The organism is Motiliproteus sp. SC1-56 (assembly GCF_017309075.1).
Lineage (GTDB): Bacteria > Pseudomonadota > Gammaproteobacteria > Pseudomonadales > Balneatricaceae > Motiliproteus.
Genome location: NZ_JAEMGS010000013.1, coordinates 83,916 through 103,239, shown reverse-complemented (window position 1 = coordinate 103,239; position 19,324 = coordinate 83,916). Strand labels below are relative to the sequence as shown.

Sequence of the window (19,324 nt, the reverse complement as noted above, 5' to 3'; positions counted from 1 at the left end):
CAGGGCGATTGATTGGGGCGCGGTTTCTTTGCTTCTGTTTCTTTGCCGCGCGGCAAAGAAATGAAGGCGCCCGGGTGGGCGCAACAAATAACCATCGTCCCCGCTCAACAAGCAATCTGAAACACCCAAACCATCGGCCCACCAAAACGACCCCAAAAGGGCGACTTTGCGCCGAATGGCGCCCCTGCCTGCGCTCGGCGATTACAAACATGACTCCCCCAGTGCAACGGACGAAAACTCAGGGTGTTTCCGGTAGCTGCCAGTCGATGGGGTCTTGGCCCCGGCTCACCAGATAATCATTGGCCTGGGAAAAATGCCGGCAACCGAAAAAGCCCCGGTGCGCAGAGAGCGGCGAGGGGTGCGGCCCCTCCAGCACCTTGTGGCGCTGACGGTCGATAAAGCTCCCCTTCTTTTGCGCGTAGCCGCCCCAGAGCATAAAGACCAGCCCGTCGTGCTCCTCATTGAGCAGGTGAGTGATCCGGTCGGTGAAGGTCTCCCAGCCCTTGCCCCGGTGGGACGCGGCGTTCCCCTGTTCCACGGTAAGCACAGAGTTGAGCAGCAACACCCCCTGGGAGGACCAGGACTCGAGATTACCGTGCGCCACGGGCCTCACCCCCAGGTCCGCAGCCAGCTCCTTGTAGATGTTGACCAAGGAGGGCGGCACCTTAACTCCCGGGCGCACCGAAAAGCACAGCCCGTGCGCCTGGCCCGGACCGTGGTAAGGGTCCTGGCCGAGGATCACCACCTTGACCCGGTCCAAAGGGGTGTAATTGAGCGCGTTGAAGCGGTCTTTGGCCTGGGGGTAGATGACCTTGCGCCGGGCCTTCTCCTCAGCCAGGAAGGCGCCTAAGGACTTCATGTAATCCCGTTGAAATTCAGCCTCGAGGGCCTGTTTCCAGCCGGGTTCCAGGTTCAGGTGCTCGGTGTCGGTCACGTTTCTCTCCACGGCCTGCCGCCAGCGCCTGCCGCCGCGGGCCCGCCTGATACCGGAAGCGTCCCCGCTCAGGGGCTGTCTGAGCGGGTGATCAAGTTACTGCGCCTTTTCGGGGCGCATGTGGGGAAAGAGCAGCACGTCTCGGATCGAGGGCGAGTCGGTGAAATACATCACCAGCCGGTCGATACCGATCCCTTCCCCCGCTGTGGGGGGCAGACCGTACTCGAGGGCGTTGATGTAGTCGGCATCAAAATGCATCGCCTCGTCATCGCCGGCGTCCTTTTCCGCCACCTGGGCCTTAAAGCGCTCGGCCTGATCCTCGGCATCGTTAAGCTCGGAGAAGCCGTTGGCGATTTCCCGCCCGCCGAGGAAGAACTCGAAGCGGTCGGTAACAAAGGGGTTGTCATCGTTGCGCCGGGCCAGGGGCGAAACCTCGGTGGGGTACTCGGTGATGAAGGTGGGCTGGTGCAAGCGATGCTCCACCGTCTTCTCGAAGATCTCGATCTGCAGTTTGCCCAGTCCCCAGCTCTCCTTGACCGGAATATCCAGACGCGCAGCGATCTCCCGGGCTGCGTGCTCGTTGGCCAGGGCCTCGGGCTTGATGTCCGGGTTGAAATGGAGGATCGAGTCGAACACGCTCATGCGCTGGAACGGCTGGCCCAAGTCGTACTCCAGGGTCTCCAGCACCTCGCCGTTCTCATCCCGCACCGTGTTGACCAGGGTGGTGGTGCCGAGGATATCGTTCGCCAGGGTGCGCAGCATCTCCTCGGTCAGGTCCATCAGGTCCTTGTAATCGGCGTAGGCCTGGTAGAACTCCAGCATGGTGAACTCGGGGTTGTGACGGGTGGAGAGTCCCTCGTTGCGGAAGTTGCGGTTGATCTCGAACACCCGCTCAAAACCACCCACCACCAGTCGCTTCAGGTAAAGCTCGGGGGCGATGCGCAGGTACATGTCGATATCCAGCGCATTGTGATGGGTGACGAAAGGCCGCGCGGTGGCGCCACCGGGAATCACCTGCAGCATCGGGGTCTCCGCCTCGACAAAGCGGCGCTCGCTGAGGAAATTGCGGATTCCGGCCACCACCTTGGCGCGAATCTCGAACACCTTGCGCGACTGCTCGTTGGTGATCAGGTCGACGTAGCGCTGGCGGTAGCGCATCTCGGTGTCCTGCAGCCCCTTGTGCTTGTCCGGCAACGGACGCAGGCTCTTGGTCAGCAGCTCACACTCTTCCATGTCGACGTAGAGGTCGCCCTTGCCGGACTTGTGCAGGGTGCCCTTGATGCCGACGATGTCACCGAGGTCCAGCGACTTGGCAAAGGCGCGGGCCTGCTTGTTGACGTAGAGCTGGATCCGCCCGGTCATGTCCTGCAGCACCGCGAAGGCACCGCGGTTGAGCATGATGCGTCCGGCCACCGCCACTCGAATCCCGGCCGCCTCCAGCTCTTCCTTGCTCTTGTCGCCGTGGGCGTCCTGCAGATCCTGGGCATAGCTGTCACGGCGGAAGCTGTTGGGAAAGCCGTTGGACTTGGGATCGTCGGCGCGGATCGCCTGGAGCTTCTCGCGGCGCTCGGCCACCAGGCGGTTTTCTTCCTGTAGAGGGGCGTCTTGCTGGCTGTTGTCGGACATGTAGATAGGAACCCTGTAAAAACGTAAAACTTAGAGGCCGGCCTTGAGGCTGGCTTCGATAAACTGGTCGAGATCGCCGTCCAGTACCTTATCGCAGTTGCTGGTCTGGACGTTGGTGCGCAGATCCTTGATGCGCTGATCGTCAAGCACGTAGGAGCGAATCTGGCTGCCCCAGCCGATATCGGACTTGCTCTCCTCTACCGCCTGGGCGGCTTCGGCGCGCTTGAGCATCTCGTGCTCGTAGAGCTTGGCCCGCAGCATCTGCCAACACTTGTCGCGGTTCTGGTGCTGGGAGCGCTGGCTCTGGCTCTGCACCACGATACCAGTCGGCTCGTGGGTCAGGCGCACCGCCGAATCGGTCTTGTTGACGTGCTGACCGCCGGCGCCGGAGGCGCGGTAGGTGTCGGTACGTACGTCGGCGGGGTTGATTTCGATCTCGACACTGTCGTCAATTTCCGGCGAGACGAAGACGGAGGAAAAAGAGGTGTGACGCCGGTTACCCGAGTCAAACGGTGACTTGCGCACCAGCCGGTGCACCCCGGTTTCAGTGCGCAGCCAGCCGAAGGCGTACTCGCCCTGGAAAGAGACCGTGGCGCTCTTGATGCCCGCCACCTCGCCGGCGCTCACTTCCTGAATTTCCACCTTGAAGCCCTTGTCCTCGCCCCAGCGCAGGTACATGCGCAGCAGCATATTGGCCCAGTCCTGGGCCTCGGTGCCGCCGGAGCCGGCCTGGATATCGAGGAAGGCATTGTTGGGGTCCATTTCGCCGGAGAACATGCGCCGGAACTCCAGCGTCTCCAGGCGCGCAGTCAGGCCGTCGAGCTCGGACTCCACCTCGGCAACGGTGTCGGCGTCTTCCTCCTCCACCGCCATCTCCAGCAATTCACGGGTATCATTAACCCCGTTTTCCAACGCGTCGAGGGTCTTGACCACCTGCTCCAGACTGGCCCGTTCCTTGCCCAGGGCCTGCGCCCGCTCGGGCTCGTCCCACACGGAGGGCTGTTCCAGCTCTCGCTCCACCTCGATCAGCCGCTCGTGCTTGGTCTCGTAGTCCAGGTACTGCTTGAGCGACTGGGTGCGCGACGCGATATCCTTGATCCGCAACTGGATCGGATTGACTTCTATCATGGGTGTTTCGGGCCTGGATTGGGAAAACCGGAAATTCTAACTGAATCCCCGGGGGGTTTGAATAGCCGGGTGGGCGGGGCCGCCGCCCGGCGAGGGCCACTGCCAAGCCTCCTGAGCCTGCCCGCAGTGGGTTCTCATTGATTCATGGCCTTGCCAGGATTCCAAGCAGAGCCTGCAGGCCTGGAGCAGGGTCAGTCGCCCCAGTGAGCGATCACCTGGTCGATGTCGCGGTTGTAGTTCTCCATGTAGTGGGCGAACTGGTTCTTGAACACTAGGCCGATATTGACCCCTTCGACGACGATATTTTCGATCAGCCAGCGGCCGTCGGATTCGAACATGGAGTAGATCACCTTGTAGCGTTCGCCGCCGGTGAGCACCACCTCGGTGGGCACCTTGGCACGGCTGCCGTCGCTATCCAGGATAGGGTCCTCGATCACCACGTGATCCAGCTGGTCCAGCTGGTTCAGCCCCTTGCTGTAGGTGGAGACCAGCGTCGTTTTGAAGATCTCGGTGAAGTTCCCAAGCTGCGCCTCGGAGGCCCGACGCGCGTACTTGCCCATCACCTTGCGTGCCACCCGGGGAAAATCCACCACCGGCACCAGCTCGCGCTCCATCAGTCCCAGCAACTCCTCCTGGGGCATGCCGGCAACCAAGACCTGCTCCTCGATCAACTGCAGCAACGAGTTATAGCGCCCTTCAATCACCCCCCGAGGGGTTTCATTCGCCTGCGCGGGAACCAGCGCCAGCAACAAAAAACCCAGGATCGAGGTGCGAACAGCATTAAGAACGTTCATAGACATTTCCTCTAAATAGCCGCCTCTCGCCACGGCAACTTCACTACGACAACACCGGCAAGAGCCAGTTCTCCACCAGCACCAACGCCCACACCACGACCACGGTCAAGAGGGTCAGCAGCACCGCGGCTGAGCCCATGTCCTTGGCACGGCCGGAGAGCTCATGGTACTCCTCCCCCACCCGGTCAACCAACGCTTCCAGCGCCGAGTTGAGCAGCTCCACCACCAGCAGCAACCCCAGCGAAGCCAGAAGCAATGCCACCTGCGCCAGGGTATCGCCCACCGCGAAGGCCAGCGGCGCCAGCAGCAACACTGCAACCACCTCCTGGCGGAAGGCTGCCTCGTGACGCCAGCATGCGCGCAGCCCCTGCAGAGAATAACCGGTCGCCCTCGTCAGGCGACTCAGCCCGGTCAGGCCCGGCTTGGCCATATCAGCTTTCGAACTCGGCAAGGACCTGCTGGCACCAGCGCTGAACCCGCTCCTCGGTCAGTTCATGCTGGCCGTCCTCATCCACCGCCAGTCCGACGAAATGAGTGCCGTCCTCGGTAAGTGCCTTGGAGGCCTCGAAGGTGTAGCCCTCCACCGGCCAATAACCCACTAGTTTTGCCCCCCGCTCCACCAGCTTGTCGTGCAGCAGCCCCATGGCGTCTAGAAACCATTCGCCATAACCGATCTGATCGCCCAGGCCAAACAGGGCAACCGTCTTACCGGACAGTTCCAGATGATCCAGCTCGTCCCAGATATCCTCCCACTCGGACTGGATTTCTCCGTAATCCCAGGTAGGAATGCCCATGATGAGGTGTTCGTAACCACTGGCGTGACTCAGCGGCTCGTCGGCGATGTCGTAAAGATCCACCCGCTCCAAACCCAAGGTACGCTGAATTTGCTCGGCGACATCCTCGGTGTTGCCGGTAGTGGATCCGTAGAACAGGGCTATTTTCACGTTGCTTGGGTCTCTTGCTGCATACACACGAAGGGGCTGGATCGAGGCAAACAAAAAGGCAGCCTGGGCTGCCTTGGTATTCGCCCCGCCTTCAGCGCTTGGGAGTCAGGGAATCGAACGCTTCGCGGGTCAGTTTCTCCATCTGCTCCCGCGCCTCGTTGAGGGCGTCCATGTTGGCGGCGCTGGCTTTCTGCAGGGTGTCCTCCAGCCCTTTGGCGTAGGCTTGCTGAAGCTTAAGCAGATCTTCCGGGGTTTTACAGGCGGAGAGTTCCTTGGACTGCTCCATGGTTGCCTCAACGCAGCTCTGGGCGCAGGCTATCTGCTGTCGGGTCAGTTGTTCCAGCATCTTGGCCTGGATCTCCACCAGGGTTTTCATCGGCTCCATGGAGCGACTCATCTGCTTGGTCATGTCTTGGAACATATAGGCTACCTTTTCCTTAGCTCAGCGTTTGAATTGATTATACGCAATGGGCGAATGGGCTGTACAGCGCATCAATCGGGCCCTGCGGGCCTCCCACCGGCAAGGAGACCGCCATGCGGATTCTGCACACCATGCTTCGAGTCTCCGACCTGGAGAAGGCCATCAGTTTCTATACCGACATGCTCGGCATGCGCCTGCTGCGCCGGCGCGACTACCCGGAAGGCAAGTTCACCCTAGCCTTTCTCGGCTACGGTGAAGAGGCCCAGGAGAGCGTGCTGGAACTGACCCATAACTGGGAGGTGACCAGCTATGACCTGGGCACCGGCTTCGGCCATATCGCCATCGGCGTCGACGATGTCTACGCTGCCTGCGACCGGATCAAGAGCAAGGGGGGGCACGTTTTGCGTGAGCCCGGCCCGATGAAGCACACCAACAGCGTGCTGGCCTTTATCGAGGACCCGGACGGTTACCGGATCGAACTACTGAACACCCCCTGACCGGCGCTTCTCCCCCTGGGCCCTGTCCGGGCAACACCGGCAGGCGGCTGCATCGGTTTTCATCTTGGGCTAGAATGGCCGCCCCCTATGCCCGGTGAGGTCCCATGCGCAAGTTTTCTTCCTCTGAACCCTTTCAGCCCGCCTCCCTGCTTCTGCGTCTGGCCGCCATGCTCTACGATTCGCTGATCGTCATCGCACTGTGGATGCTGATCGGTGCCATCGGGGTCGGCCTTAACGGGGGAGAGGCCGTCGAAGGCCCCTTCTTTAAAAGCTGCCTGTTCCTGATCACCTTTATCTTCTTTGCCGGCTTCTGGACCCGCAGCGGCCAGACCCTGGGCATGCAAGCCTGGCGGATCCGCATACAAACCCCCGACGGCTTTACCATCACCCCGCTACAGGCGCTGATAAGGTTCTTTGCCGCCATGGCCGCCGCCCTGCCGCTGGGCCTTGGTTACTGGTGGATGCTGTTTGACCGGCAGGGACTGACCTGGCACGACCGCTACTCTGAAAGCCGGGTGGTGCGGGTGCCCAAGCCCCGGAAAAAGCCTTAACGGGCCTGCTTGAGCAGCCAGCCGCCGATCAGGTAGCAAAGCGCGATCGGGCTGAGGGCCGCGATCAGGGGCGAGAAGCCGTAGACGGTGCTGGCCGGACCGAGCAGATCCTGGACAATCTTGAACGTCAGCCCCACCACGATCCCCACCATGATCCGTTGCCCCATGGGCACCGAACGCAGCGGGCCGAACACAAATGACATGGCCACCAGCACCAGGCCAATGACCGCCACCGGCAACAGCAGTTTATTCCAGAAGGCAAGGCGATACGCCGTGGCGTTGACATCCTGCCCCCCCAGGTACTGGGTGTAGCGGTAGAGGCCGCGCATCGACATGCGCTCGGGGTCGGCGGCCAGAACCTTCAGCAGGTCCGGGGTCAGCGCCGACGTCCACGCCTGTTGCGCCAGCTGTTCGACGCGGGTCCGCCCCTCCTCAAAGTGGGTCACACGAATATCCTGCAGCAACCACTGCCCGTCGGGGCGATAATCGGCGCGGCGGGCAAAGCCCGCCTGGGCCAGTGTCCGCTGCTCGCCCAGCTGATAGAAGGTGATCCCGTGCAGGGAGCCGTCAGGGCGCACCGCGTTGACATGCAGGAAACGTTTTGCATCCCGCAGCCAGGCGCCGCCCTGCACCAGGGTATCCTGGCCGCCCCGGGCGATGGCGCGCTCGGCGACCGCCGCCTGCTCGGTGCGCGGGGCCACGTACTCCCCCAAAAGCGTACAGATCAGGATCAGCAGCAGGACCGGCTGCATCACGGCGCCGAGAATGCGCAACTTGCTGATCCCCGCCGCGCGCATCACGGTCAGCTCGGAATTGTTGGCCAGCAATCCCAAGCCCACCAGGCAACCCACCAGCACCGACATGGGCACGTATTCATAAAAACGGCGGGGCGCGGTCATCAGGGTGTACTCGATGGCAGCGGACAGGGTGTAGTCACCGCGGATGTCCTCCAGCTCTGCGATAAACGCAAACAGCAGGTCCAACGCCGTGATGGTAAAAAGCACCCCCACGCAAACCACCAGAATGGTGCGGGCGATATAGCGGTCGAGCAGCTTCATTCTTCCCGGGTCCACCGTGGTAGCAGCCCCCAGCACCACCACCAGAGCTGAGCCCAGCGCAGTGCAAAGAAGTGCAGATTAATCGCCAACAGACCAAACCCGATATGTACCCACCACAGGGCTGCAACCTGCTCGAGATCCCCTTTCTCGAGCGCGCTGCGCACGCTGGTAAGGATCGAGATGTAGAGGAGGTAAATCAGGATCGAGGGCAAAAGCCGGGCGAAACGCCCCTGCCGCGGGTTCACCCGGCTCAGCGGAACGGCAAGCACGCTCACCACCAGACACAAGACCGGTAACGAAAGCCGCCAGTGGAGTTGGGCCTGGTGATCAATTTCCTCGCTGCCCAGCAGCCGCCCGGTGGGCAGCGTCTCAACCTTGGAGACCCGCTCCAGCACCGGCGTGCGTTCAATTTTGACGCCGTATTCGCCGAAGTCCACGCGGCGGTAATCCGCCTGGCCGGGGACCCCCTCGTAGCGGTGACCGTTCTCCAGCACCAGGTAGCGCACGCCGGTTTCAGGGTCCACCGATTGACGCCCGCTCTCGGCCATCACTACCCCCAGCCGCGGGTCATCCGGCTTCCCGCTGCGCCCGGCCAGAAACACCTGCGCAAGGCGCGTCCGCTCCTCTTCAAGCCCTTCAGCGTAAGTGACCCGGCGCCCGTCCTCGGTCTCATGAAAACGCCCCGGCACCAGGGCCTCGAACTCGGTGACCTGCTCCTGCTCCAGGAGAATGGCTTCCACCCGTTGCGATCCCCAGGGCGTGGCCCAAAGGCTCATAAATGCCACCACCAGAGCCACCGCCACGGTGGGCCCCAGGGTAATCAGCAGCAAGCGATGGTGACTCATGCCGCAGGCCCTGAGCACAGTGATTTCGTTCTCAAGGTAAAGCCGCCCGTAGGCTAGCAGAATGCCGATGAACAGTCCCAGCGGAAGCAAAAGTTCAAGAAAGCCGGGAATGCGCAGCAGGATCAGCCCGTAGAGCACATTGGCCGAGAGTTCACCGGCGGCAGCCTCCGCCAAGTATTTGATAAATCGACCGGACATGATGATGATCAGCAGCACGAATGTCACCGCCATCATGTTGATCAGCACTTCTCTGGAGAGGTAGCGAAATATGATCACCCTCGGTCCTTTCCCCCCGGCCCGGATCCTGGACAATTCTCTGCAAGCCACCGAGATTTTGCGTAAACTCTGCACATTCTGACGCTGCGGCACTCGTCCTCGGGGCTGGCGGCATTATCCACTAAACCCCTATCGATGTCTTGTGGAGAGACTATGGAATTTGAGATCTCAAGCGACGTTCCCCAGCAACTGGACAGCGAGTGCCTGGTAGTGGCGATCGGCGAAGGGTCGCTGACCGCACCGGCCCGCGCGCTTGACGAAGCCAGCCAGGGCGCCATCAGCCAGGTGATTGAGGCCGGCGATATCAAAGGCAAAAAAGGCCAGACGATGCTGCTGCGCGGCCTGCCCGGGGTGAAGGCCCGGCGGGTGCTGCTGCTGGGCCTGGGCACTGACGAGCAACGTAACGACAGCAATTTCCAGAAAGGGATCAAGGCGGCGCTGACGGTTCTCAAATCCATCAACTGCACCGAGGCCACCTTCTGCCTGGATGACGCCGCCGTCAACGACCGCGACTGCTACTGGCGTACCCGGCAACTGGTGGAGCAGGCCGTGGCCGAGCTCTACCGTTTCGAGCAGATGAAAAGCAAGCCCGGTGACCCGCTGTCCCTGGCCCGCGTGCGCATTAACCTGGACGAAGCCGACGTTGAGACCGGCGAAGTGGCGATCAGCGAAGGCGCGGCCCTGGCCAACGGCGTCAGCACCGCGCGTGACCTGGGCAACCTGCCGGCTAACGTCTGCACCCCCCGCTACCTGGCCGACCAGGCCCGGGAGCTCGCCGAGCAGCACCCCAGCCTCAGCTGCCAGGTGCTGGAAGAGGACGAGATGCGCAAGCTGGGCATGGGCTCCCTGCTCTCGGTCACCGCGGGCACCGAAGAGCCGGCGCAGCTGATCGTTCTGGAATACCGGGGCGCCAGCGAGGGCGACAAGCCCCACGTGCTGGTGGGCAAGGGCATCACCTTCGACAGCGGCGGCATCAGCCTCAAGCCGGGCGAAGCCATGGACGAGATGAAGTACGACATGTGCGGTGCCGCCAGCGTGCTGGGCACGATGACCGCCGTCGCCGAGATGGGCCTGCCCCTCAACGTGGTCGCGGTGATCGCCGCCGCCGAAAACCTGCCTAGTGGCCATGCCACCAAGCCCGGCGACATCGTCACCTCCATGTCCGGCCAGACCATTGAGATTCTCAACACCGACGCCGAAGGCCGGCTGGTGCTCTGCGACGCCCTCACCTACGTGGCGCGCTTCAACCCCGCCAGCGTCGTGGACGTGGCCACCCTCACCGGCGCCTGCATCCTGGCGCTGGGACACAAGGCCTCGGGCCTGCTGAGCAACGATGACGGCCTGGCCGGGGAATTGCTGGACGCCGCTGCCTACACCACCGACAAGGCCTGGCGCCTGCCGCTCTGGGACGACTACCAGGAGCAGCTGGACAGCAACTTCGCCGACATGCAGAACATCGGCGGTCGCCCCGCCGGCACCATCACCGCCGCCTGCTTCCTGTCCCGCTTTACCAAGGAGTACCGCTGGGCCCATCTGGATATCGCCGGCACCGCCTGGCAGAGCGGAAAGCAGAAGGGTGCCACCGGGCGCTGCGTGCCCCTGCTGACCCAGTACCTGATCGACCGCACCGCATAAGGAGAGGGGGGCCTCGCGCCCCCACACAATGACCCGCAGTGATTTTTACGTTCTCCCGACCCCCGACCCCGACGCCCGCCTCCGGTTTGCCTGCCAGCTGATCGAAAAGGTCCAGGCGCTGGGTCACCGGGTCTACGTGCGCACCGAATCCGAGAGTGCCGCCCGCGCCCTGGATGAGCGCCTGTGGGATTTTCGCGAGGAGGCCTTCGTTCCCCACGCCCTCGTGGCCGCCAACGAAGACGCCCCGGTTCAGATCGGCTATGGCGACAGCCTGCCCGAGCACCGCGATGTCTATCTCAACCTGGCGCTGCAGGTTCCCGAGCCGGCGCTGGCATTCAACCGCACCCTGGAGGTGGTCATCCAGGAAGACACCGTGCTGGAGGCCACCCGGGCCAACTACCGCTGCTACCAGCAGCGGGGATTTGAGATCCACATGAACGACATGCGGGCCAAGCGCTAACCCGCCTCCTCCACGGGTCCGCGCCCTACCTACAGGGAGGCGGCAAGGCCCCGCCCCCGCCTATCACCCTACTCGATGCCGTTGTATAATCGGCCGATTCGCCCGGAGCAGATGCTCCCTCATTTTTTGTTTTAGAGATGCAATAAGACCGCCCTATGGAAAAGACCTACCAACCCCACGCGATTGAACGCTCCTGGTACGAGACCTGGGAAAAGAAAGGTTATTTCGCGCCCACCGGCCAAGGCGACCCCTACTGCATCATGATCCCGCCGCCCAACGTCACCGGCAGCCTGCACATGGGCCACGGCTTCAACAACGCCATCATGGACTGCCTGATCCGCTACCAGCGGATGAAAGGGCGCAACACCCTCTGGCAGCCGGGGTGCGACCACGCCGGTATCGCCACTCAGATGGTGGTGGAGCGCCAGCTCGGCGCGCAGGGCGTCAGCCGCCACGACCTGGGACGCGAGAAGTTCCTGGACAAAGTGTGGGAGTGGAAAGAGGCCTCCGGCGGCACCATTACCGGCCAGATTCGCCGCCTGGGTTCCTCCGTGGACTGGTCTCGGGAACGCTTCACCATGGACGAGGGGCTTTCCGAGGCGGTCAAGGAGGCCTTCGTGCGCCTGCACGAGGACGGTCTGATCTACCGCGGCAAGCGCCTGGTCAACTGGGATCCCAAGCTGCACACCGCCATCTCCGACCTGGAGGTGGAGAACCTGGATGAAAAGGGCAACCTCTGGCACTTCCGTTACCCCCTGGCCGACGGCGCCACCACGGCGGACGGCAAGGATCACATCGTGGTGGCCACCACCCGCCCGGAAACCATGCTGGGGGATGCCGCCGTGGCAGTGCACCCCGAGGATGAACGCTACCAGAACCTGATCGGCCAGTTCGTGCTGCTGCCGCTGGTCAACCGTCGCATCCCCATCGTCGCCGACGACTACGTGGACCGGGAGTTCGGCACCGGCTGCGTGAAAATCACCCCGGCCCACGACTTCAACGACTACGAAGTGGGCAAGCGTCACGGCCTGCCGCTGATCAACGTGCTCGATCGCGATGCGGCGATACTGGCCAGCGCTCAGGTGTTCAACATCGACGGCACCCCCAACCACGAACAGGACCCCACCCTGCCCGGCGCCTACGCGGGGCAGGACCGCTTCGAGGCCCGCAAGGCCATCGTCGCCGAGTTCGAGCGCCTGGGGCTGCTGGAGAAGGTGGACGACCACGCCCTCAAGGTGCCCCGCGGCGACCGTTCCGGAGTGGTGATCGAGCCCTGGCTGACCGACCAGTGGTACGTCAGCACCAAGGCCCTGGCCGAGCCGGCGATCAAGGCGGTGGAAAACGGCGAAATCCAGTTCGTGCCCAAGCAGTACGAGAACATGTATTTCGCCTGGATGCGCGACATCCAGGACTGGTGCATCTCCCGCCAGCTCTGGTGGGGTCACCGCATTCCCGCCTGGTACGACGCCCAGGGCAACGTCTACGTGGGGCGCGACGAGGCCGAAGTGCGCGCCAAGTACAGCCTGGGGGACGCGCCCCTGCACCAGGACGAGGACGTGCTCGACACCTGGTTCAGCTCCGCGCTCTGGACCTTCTCCACCCTGGGCTGGCCGCAGAATACCGACGCGCTAAAGGCCTTCCACAGCACCGACGTGCTGGTCACGGGCTTTGACATCATCTTCTTCTGGGTCGCCCGGATGATCATGATGACCCTGCACTTCATGAAGGACGAGGACGGCAAGCCCCAGGTGCCGTTCAAGTATGTCTACGTGCACGGGCTGGTGCGCGACTCCCAGGGCCACAAGATGTCCAAGTCCAAGGGCAACGTCCTCGACCCCCTGGACCTGATCGACGGCATCACACTGGAAGATCTGGTGCAAAAGCGCACCGCCAACATGATGCAACCCCAGCTGGCGGCCAAGATCGAGAAACAGACCCGCAAGGAGTTTCCGGAGGGCATCGCTTCCTACGGCACCGACGCCCTGCGCTTCACCTTCTGCTCCCTGGCCTCCACCGGACGTGACATCAAGTTCGACATGGGCCGCATGGAGGGCTACCGCAACTTCTGCAACAAGATCTGGAACGCAGCCCGTTACGTGTTGATGAACACTGAACACGAGGACGGCAGCCCCCGGGATTGCGGTCAGTTTGGCGGTGACGCACAGGGAAGTGAGAGTGTCGCGGGAGGCAGGACGCCGGGAGCGACCGAAGTGACCCTCAGCCTGGCCGACCGCTGGATCATCTCCCGCCTGCAGCGTACCGAGGAGCAGGTGGAGAAGGCCTTGGCGGAATTCCGTTTCGACCTGGCTTCCCAGGCCCTGTTCGAATTCATCTGGAACGAGTACTGCGACTGGTACCTGGAGCTGTCCAAGCCCGTGCTCTGGGATGAGCAGGCCAGCGAGGCCCAGCTGCGCGGCACCCGCCGCACCCTGGTGCGGGTGCTGGAAGCGGCCCTGCGGATTGCCCACCCCTTCATGCCCTACATCACCGAGGAGATCTGGCAGCGCCTGGCGCCCCTGGCCGGCCGCCAGGGCGAGACCATCATGCTGCAGCCCTTCCCCGAGGCAAAGGCGGAAAAGATCGACGCCGCCGCCGAGGCCGATATCGAGTGGCTCAAGGGGGTGATCGTCGGTGTGCGCAACATTCGCGGCGAGATGGCCATCTCTCCGGCCAAGCCCATTGACGTGCTCTTCCGCAAGGGTACTCCCGGCGATGCCGAACGCCTGCAGAACAACCAGCAGTTCCTGAAAAAGCTGGCCAACCTCGCCTCCGTCCGCTGGCTGGCAGACGACGAAGAGGCGCCGCTCGCCGCCACCGCCCTGGTCGGCGAGACCGAAGTGCTGGTTCCCATGGCCGGACTGATCGACAAGGACGCCGAGCTCGCCCGCCTGCAAAAGGAGCTGGACAAGCTCAGCAAGAGCATCAAGCAGGTGGAAGGCAAGCTGGGCAACGCCAACTTTGTCGATAAGGCGCCCGAGGCCGTGGTGGCCAAGGAGCGGGCCAAGCTGGAGGAGGCCCGTTCGGCCTGCGAACGGCTGCAGGCCCAGTACGACAAGATCGCCGCCCTCTGACCCGGGCCGGCCGAGCCGCCGCGCGGCGGTTCGGCCCTGTAGTGGCCCGCGCCTTTACGCCCCGCTTCAGGCAGGGCGCAAAGGCGCAGAGCCTGCGTGTTGTATTTCAGGAAGAAACAAACCATGAGCAGTAAGCAAACCGACCTGGGCGTTATCTCAAGCTTCATCCACCGCCTGCAGACCCAGCGTCTGCCCCGTACCCTGGCCATGAAGGTCCAGGTGGAACAGGGCGAAGCCCTCAGTGATTACGACCTGGATTTTTTGGACCGGGTCCTGACCGACGCACGCTACATTCAACCCCTCATCGCCCGCAACCCCGAATACCAGCCCCTGGCGGTACAGCTGATCTCCCTCTACCTGGGCATTTCCCGCAAGGCGCTGGAAAACGAGCAAGGCCGGGGCTGAGCCGCCGGCATCCATCCCGTTCCCGGACGTCCCTGGGAGTGACCGCGCCCACCGTACCCACATAGGGGCGCCCGCCCCTGTTCACCCAGAAACCTGCCCCCACAGCGGGTTACAGCCCTGCCCCGTCGTTGGTCGTTGGTCATTGGTCATTGGTCACCGCTGTTGGCGCGACTTAATCCTGTCTTAAGGTTCAGCCTCTAGCATGCCCAAGCATGACCTCAGGAGAACCCGCCATGGACGCCACCGCTTCGCTGCAAACCGACCCGCCGCGGCTGTTCCGTATCGCCACGCCCCATAACCGGCGCCGGGTACGATCCTTCATTCAACACTGCTTTGCCGAAGAGTACGCGGCGGCCATCGATGTCTACAGCCGTCACCTGATCGCTCTCCTGGACGGCCAGGATGTACAGGCCGCGGTGGGCTACCAGAGCGCCGCCGAAGGCCCCCTGTTCCTGGAGCAGTACCTGGAGCAGCCCATCGAGCACTACCTGGCCCGCCACGCCGGTGGCCCGGTAGCCCGCGAGCGCATCCTGGAAATGGGCAACCTGGCCTCCCACTCCAGCGGCTGGACCCGGCACCTGATCCTGCACCTGGCCGGTTTTCTGCACCGGCAAGGGTTCGAGTGGGTGGTGATGACCGCCACCCCCCGGGTGCTGAACAGTTTTCACAAGTTAGGAATCGGCGCGGCGTTAATCCCCTTGACGCCCGCCGATCCCGCCCGTCTCAAGGAAGGCGCCGGTCGCTGGGGGCGCTACTACGAGGAGCACCCCCTGGTACTGGCGGCCCACGTGCGGCGCGGACTGGCTCAGCTGCGTCGTTGCCAGCGCGGCGCGCTACCGGTGTTCGATGCCGCCACCGACCGGCAACTGAAAATTGTGAGCTGAACCATGCCAATCCCATCTTCGTTCATCTTTGAGCGCCTGCACTGGCAGGCCGACCACCGGGGCGATGCCATCGCGCTGGTAGGCCCTTCTTCAGATGGTCCTTTTTTAGATGGCCTCTCTATCAATGACCTTGATGAGGGTGGCCTAGACAGGAAAAGCCCCGACGCGGTCCTGACCTTCGCCGCGTTGCGCGACCGGGTGGACACGCTGGCCATCGGTTTCGCCAAGTGCGGCGCACAACGCCTGGCACTCTGGATGGACAACAGCCCCGAATGGCTGATCGCACAACTGGCCGCCTTCCAGGCCGGGCTCTGCGTGGTCCCGATTCCACCCTTTTTCAGCCTTGAGCAGGTTCAACACCAGCTCACCCAGGCCGGCATCGACCTGCTGCTATGCGACTGTCCCGAACGCTTTACCGAGCTGAACCTCAAGGCGCAACCGCTGCCCGATCTGCACCGCGGCGCGCTCGCCCTTACACCGCCGATTACAGACCCTGCCATGCCCCAAGGTACTGCCCTGGTCACTTTCACCTCCGGCACCACCGGTCAACCCAAGGGGGTCTGTTTGGGGCTTGAGCACCTCGACCGTCTCTGCCACACGCTGGTTGACGAGGTAATGCCGCTGGGGATTGAAAGACACAGCGCCCTGCTGCCCCTGGCTATCCTGCTGGAGAATGTCGCGGGGGTGCTGGTGGCCCTCTGTGCCGGCGCCCGCTGCGCCCTCTACCCGACCCGACTCACCGGCCTGGAAGGGGCCAGTCGCGTAGACCTTCGCAAGCTCGGCGCCTACCTGCAACACACAGAGCCCCAGAGCCTGATCCTGGTACCGGAACTGCTACAGGCGTTGACTTACCTGGCATCCCAAAACAAGGCACCCGAGGGGTTACAGCTGGTGGCTGTCGGCGGCGGCCACGTCCCCGTGGAGCTATTGCAGCAAGCGCGCACCCTGGGGCTGCCGGTTTACGAAGGGTACGGTCTTTCCGAGTGCGGCTCGGTGGTCAGCCTCAACCGACCCGAGAACGAACGGCTCCAAACCGTTGGCCGCCCGCTTGCCCACCTGCAAGTGAGCGTGGCCAAAGACGGGGAAATTCGAGTGCGCGGCAACTGCTTTCTCGGCTACCTGGGCGAGCGCCAAGCTCGTTCGATCGAGGCCTGGGTCGATACCGGCGACCTGGGCCGCCTCGATCCCGAGGGCTTTCTGCACATCGAGGGGCGCAAGAAGAACCTGATTATCACCAGTTTTGGACGCAACCTCTCCCCGGAGTGGGTCGAAGCGGAACTCTGCGCCAGCCCCCTGATCAGCCAGTGCTGCCTGTTCGGCGACGGCCGCCCCTACAACCTGGCGCTGATCACACCGGCACCCGGCGCCGAGGTCAAGGCAATCGACGCCTGGATCGACCGCTGTAACGCTCGCCTGCCCGACTACGCCCGCGTCCGCCACTGGCTGTTTTCCGAAATGCCATTTTCGGCCGCCAACGGCCAGCTGACCGGCAACGGACGCCTGCGCCGTAACAGCATTGAGCGTCACTACCGGCAGACCATTGACCACTGTTACGCCAAGGAGGCCGTATGAGTTTCTACCAGCAGCTGCTGCAACACACCGAGACGGCTCGCGCACACCTGCTGGCACGCCCTCTGATCGAGCAAACCCTGGCCGGTCAGGTGACGCTGCCCCGCTACCTGGCGTTTCTGGGCGAGGCCTACCACCACGTCAGCCATACCGTGCCCCTGCTGATGGCCTGCGGCGCCCGGCTCGACGCCGACCAGCAGTGGCTGCAGCCGGCCCTGATCGAATACATCAACGAGGAGCGAGGCCACGAGCAATGGGTGCTGGCCGACATCGCCGCCGCCGGCGGCGACCCCGTGGACGTGTTGGAGGCCGGCCCCTGTCTCGCCACCGAAACCATGGTGGCCTATGCCTACCACGGGATTGAACGGCACAACCCGGTATCGCTCTTGGGCATGGTCCATGTGCTTGAGGGTACCAGCAGCGCGCTGGCCACCCGGGCCGCCGACCAGATTCAAGCCCGCTTGAGCCTCCCCGACAACGCCCTGCGCTACCTGCGCTCACACGGCTCCCTGGATCAGGAGCATGTCAGCTTTTACGAACAACTGGTCAACCGCATTCAAAGCCAACAGGACCGGCGGGCCATCATTCACGCCGCCAACGCGTTCTACCACCTTTACGGCGCCATTTTCGATCATGTGGCAAACGCGGTGGATTAACGCATTTTTCCCCAGAACACCAGAACGCCAAGGAGACCCCCATGCAGTTCAGAGAGATGCAGGTGTTACTCACCGGCGCGACCGGCGGCATCGGCCGCGAGCTGGCGCACCAGCTGGCAGCAAAAGGCGCCCGGGTGATCACCCTGGGCCGTCACCCCGAAACCCTGGAGCAGCTGGCCTCGAGCCTGCCCGAAACCGGAACCGATCCCCACGCCTGGCTTGCGCTCGATCTGTGTGCGCCGGGCCAGCGGCGGGAGCTGGCGGATAAGCTCGAGGCCCGGGGGTTGGCGCCCAACGTGCTGATCAACCTGGCCGGCAGCAACCTCTTCGGCCTCTTTGAGAACCAGCGCGAGCAGGATTTGGAGGCGCTGCTGCAGACCAACCTCAACGCCACCGTCCTGCTTACCCATGCCCTGCTGCCTATGCTGCTCCGCCGCCCCGAGGCCCGGATTTTCAACGTAGGCTCTACCTTCGGCTCCATCGGTCACCCCGGTTACGTGGCCTACTGCACCACCAAGTTCGCCCTGCGGGGCTTCAGTGAAGCCCTTCACCGCGAGCTCGCCGACAGCAATATCCAGGTGCAGTACTGCGCCCCCCGCGCCACCCGTACCGCCCTCAACTGCGATGCGGCCTGCGCCCTCAACCGCGAGCTGCACAATCAGGTGGACGAGCCTGCCGCGGTCGCCCGCGCCCTTATCGTGCAGCTGGCCAGTGGCGAAACCAACCGCTACCTGGGCTGGCCGGAAAAACTGTTCGTGCGCATCAACAGCCTCTGGCCCGCACTGGTGTCATCTTCCATCAGCCGCCGACTCCCCATCATCAAGCGCTATGCCAGCGCCGATGGTGACCCTGACAACCCATTGAAAGAAGCGAGGATCTGACCATGTCCCTGTACCAACTCCTGCGCCAGCACGTCCGCCCGGCACTGGCGCCCCTAGTGATGCTGTGGCTGGGCGTCCTCTCACTCCCCGCCCAGGCCCTGGACCCGGCCACGACCGACGCCATGGGCGAATTACAGCAGCGCTGGGCCGAAATCCGCTACCAGTTTCCCGAGGATAAGCGGGAGGCCGCGTTGGAACAGCTGGCCCAACTGGCTAAGGAGCGCCATGCGCAGTATCCTGAAAGCCCGGAGCTGCTGATCTGGGAAGGTATTATCCTCAGCACCTGGGCCGGTGAGAAAGGCGGGCTTGGGGCCCTCAAGCTGGTCGGCGAAGCGCGTGATTGCTTCGAGCAGGCCATCGAGCAGGATCCTGAGGCGCTGGCAGGCTCGGCCTATACCAGTCTCGGCGCCCTCTACTACCAGGTTCCCGGTTGGCCGATCAGCTTCGGCAGCGACAAGAAGGCCCGCTCCCTGCTGGAGCAGGCGCTGAACATCGATCCGTACGGCATCGACAGCAACTTCTTCTACGCCGACTTCCTGGTGGCCCAACAGGAGTACGGCGCGGCGCGCAAGGCGCTGGAACGGGCGCTCGCCGCCCCTCAGCGCCCCGGCCGCGAACTGGCCGACCAGGGACGGCGCCAGGAGATTCGTAACCTCCTGGCGCAAATTGACGACAAGGATACCTAGGCT

The 19,324-nt window shown here is 63.4% G+C and carries 20 protein-coding genes; 11 read left to right on the top strand and 9 right to left on the bottom strand.

Annotation, left to right across the window (positions count from 1 at the left end; genetic code table 11):
• Nucleotides 1-238: 238 nt before the first annotated feature.
• From ung to JGZ97_RS14550, 7 genes are all read right to left on the bottom strand, one after another.
• Nucleotides 239-934 carry a uracil-DNA glycosylase gene (gene ung / locus JGZ97_RS14580; RefSeq protein ID WP_370584075.1) on the bottom strand — a complete coding sequence of 232 codons (696 nt, stop codon included), beginning with the start codon at nucleotides 932-934 and terminating at the stop codon, nucleotides 239-241.
• 96 nt (nucleotides 935-1,030) lie between these two features.
• Nucleotides 1,031-2,560, bottom strand: coding sequence for a lysine--tRNA ligase (gene lysS / locus JGZ97_RS14575; RefSeq protein ID WP_207063379.1), 1,530 nt, complete (start codon nucleotides 2,558-2,560; stop codon nucleotides 1,031-1,033).
• Nucleotides 2,561-2,590: 30 nt separating this feature from the next.
• Entirely contained in the window at nucleotides 2,591-3,685 is a 1,095-nt protein-coding gene (gene prfB / locus JGZ97_RS14570) for a peptide chain release factor 2 (RefSeq protein WP_207063391.1), read from the bottom strand.
• A 194-nt stretch (nucleotides 3,686-3,879) separates the two neighbouring features.
• Complete coding sequence (locus tag JGZ97_RS14565; RefSeq protein ID WP_207063378.1) at nucleotides 3,880-4,482, bottom strand: phospholipid-binding protein MlaC; 603 nt, start codon at nucleotides 4,480-4,482, stop codon at nucleotides 3,880-3,882.
• Nucleotides 4,483-4,525: 43 nt separating this feature from the next.
• Nucleotides 4,526-4,912: a diacylglycerol kinase gene (locus JGZ97_RS14560; RefSeq protein ID WP_207063377.1), complete on the bottom strand. Its 387-nt coding sequence runs from the start codon at nucleotides 4,910-4,912 to the stop codon at nucleotides 4,526-4,528.
• Nucleotide 4,913: 1 nt separating this feature from the next.
• Nucleotides 4,914-5,426 carry a flavodoxin FldB gene (fldB, locus tag JGZ97_RS14555; protein WP_207063376.1) on the bottom strand — a complete coding sequence of 171 codons (513 nt, stop codon included), beginning with the start codon at nucleotides 5,424-5,426 and terminating at the stop codon, nucleotides 4,914-4,916.
• Between the two features lie 91 nt (nucleotides 5,427-5,517).
• On the bottom strand, nucleotides 5,518-5,847 hold the full coding sequence (locus JGZ97_RS14550; RefSeq protein ID WP_207063375.1) for a phasin family protein: 330 nt from the start codon (nucleotides 5,845-5,847) through the stop codon (nucleotides 5,518-5,520).
• A 113-nt stretch (nucleotides 5,848-5,960) separates the two neighbouring features.
• On the opposite strand from JGZ97_RS14550, the gene gloA reads away from it, so the two are divergent.
• Together gloA and JGZ97_RS14540 are read left to right on the top strand one after the other, a co-directional pair.
• Nucleotides 5,961-6,344: a lactoylglutathione lyase gene (gene gloA, locus JGZ97_RS14545; RefSeq protein WP_207063374.1), complete on the top strand. Its 384-nt coding sequence runs from the start codon at nucleotides 5,961-5,963 to the stop codon at nucleotides 6,342-6,344.
• Nucleotides 6,345-6,448: 104 nt separating this feature from the next.
• Nucleotides 6,449-6,895, top strand: a complete 447-nt coding sequence (locus tag JGZ97_RS14540; protein ID WP_207063373.1) for an RDD family protein — start codon at nucleotides 6,449-6,451, stop codon at nucleotides 6,893-6,895.
• Here the strand turns inward: JGZ97_RS14540 and lptG are convergent.
• Together lptG and lptF are read right to left on the bottom strand one after the other, a co-directional pair.
• Entirely contained in the window at nucleotides 6,892-7,953 is a 1,062-nt protein-coding gene (gene lptG / locus JGZ97_RS14535; RefSeq protein WP_207063372.1) for an LPS export ABC transporter permease LptG, read from the bottom strand. The two genes, JGZ97_RS14540 and lptG, sit on opposite strands and share 4 nt — an antisense overlap.
• Nucleotides 7,950-9,074, bottom strand: a complete 1,125-nt coding sequence (lptF, locus tag JGZ97_RS14530; RefSeq protein WP_207063371.1) for an LPS export ABC transporter permease LptF — start codon at nucleotides 9,072-9,074, stop codon at nucleotides 7,950-7,952. The genes lptG and lptF overlap by 4 nt, the downstream gene beginning before the upstream one ends.
• Before the next feature lie 153 nt (nucleotides 9,075-9,227).
• Here lptF and JGZ97_RS14525 point away from each other — a divergent pair, with 153 nt between their 5' ends.
• The 9 genes from JGZ97_RS14525 to JGZ97_RS14485 all read left to right on the top strand — a co-directional run bounded on the left by JGZ97_RS14525 (nucleotide 9,228) and on the right by JGZ97_RS14485 (nucleotide 19,321).
• Nucleotides 9,228-10,709, top strand: a complete 1,482-nt coding sequence (locus JGZ97_RS14525) for a leucyl aminopeptidase (protein ID WP_207063370.1) — start codon at nucleotides 9,228-9,230, stop codon at nucleotides 10,707-10,709.
• A 28-nt stretch (nucleotides 10,710-10,737) separates the two neighbouring features.
• A complete protein-coding gene (locus JGZ97_RS14520; protein ID WP_207063369.1) occupies nucleotides 10,738-11,169 on the top strand; it encodes a DNA polymerase III subunit chi in 432 nt (143 codons plus the stop codon).
• 155 nt (nucleotides 11,170-11,324) lie between these two features.
• Nucleotides 11,325-14,240 (top strand): valine--tRNA ligase, encoded by a 2,916-nt coding sequence (locus JGZ97_RS14515; protein ID WP_207063368.1) that lies wholly within the window; start codon nucleotides 11,325-11,327, stop codon nucleotides 14,238-14,240.
• 123 nt (nucleotides 14,241-14,363) lie between these two features.
• Nucleotides 14,364-14,645, top strand: a complete 282-nt coding sequence (locus JGZ97_RS14510) for a hypothetical protein (RefSeq protein WP_207063367.1) — start codon at nucleotides 14,364-14,366, stop codon at nucleotides 14,643-14,645.
• Nucleotides 14,646-14,878: 233 nt separating this feature from the next.
• On the top strand, nucleotides 14,879-15,529 hold the full coding sequence (locus JGZ97_RS14505; RefSeq protein WP_207063366.1) for a thermostable hemolysin: 651 nt from the start codon (nucleotides 14,879-14,881) through the stop codon (nucleotides 15,527-15,529).
• Nucleotides 15,530-15,532: 3 nt separating this feature from the next.
• A complete protein-coding gene (locus JGZ97_RS14500) occupies nucleotides 15,533-17,101 on the top strand; it encodes an AMP-binding protein (RefSeq protein WP_207063365.1) in 1,569 nt (522 codons plus the stop codon).
• Nucleotides 17,098-17,754: a TenA family transcriptional regulator gene (locus JGZ97_RS14495; protein WP_207063364.1), complete on the top strand. Its 657-nt coding sequence runs from the start codon at nucleotides 17,098-17,100 to the stop codon at nucleotides 17,752-17,754. Before JGZ97_RS14500 ends, JGZ97_RS14495 begins: the two co-directional genes overlap by 4 nt.
• A gap of 41 nt (nucleotides 17,755-17,795) precedes the next feature.
• Complete coding sequence (locus JGZ97_RS14490) at nucleotides 17,796-18,635, top strand: SDR family oxidoreductase (RefSeq protein WP_207063363.1); 840 nt, start codon at nucleotides 17,796-17,798, stop codon at nucleotides 18,633-18,635.
• A gap of 2 nt (nucleotides 18,636-18,637) precedes the next feature.
• The gene (locus JGZ97_RS14485; RefSeq protein ID WP_207063362.1) at nucleotides 18,638-19,321 is read left to right on the top strand and encodes a hypothetical protein; all 684 of its coding nucleotides are present in this window, start codon (nucleotides 18,638-18,640) and stop codon (nucleotides 19,319-19,321) included.
• Nucleotides 19,322-19,324 lie beyond the last annotated feature (3 nt).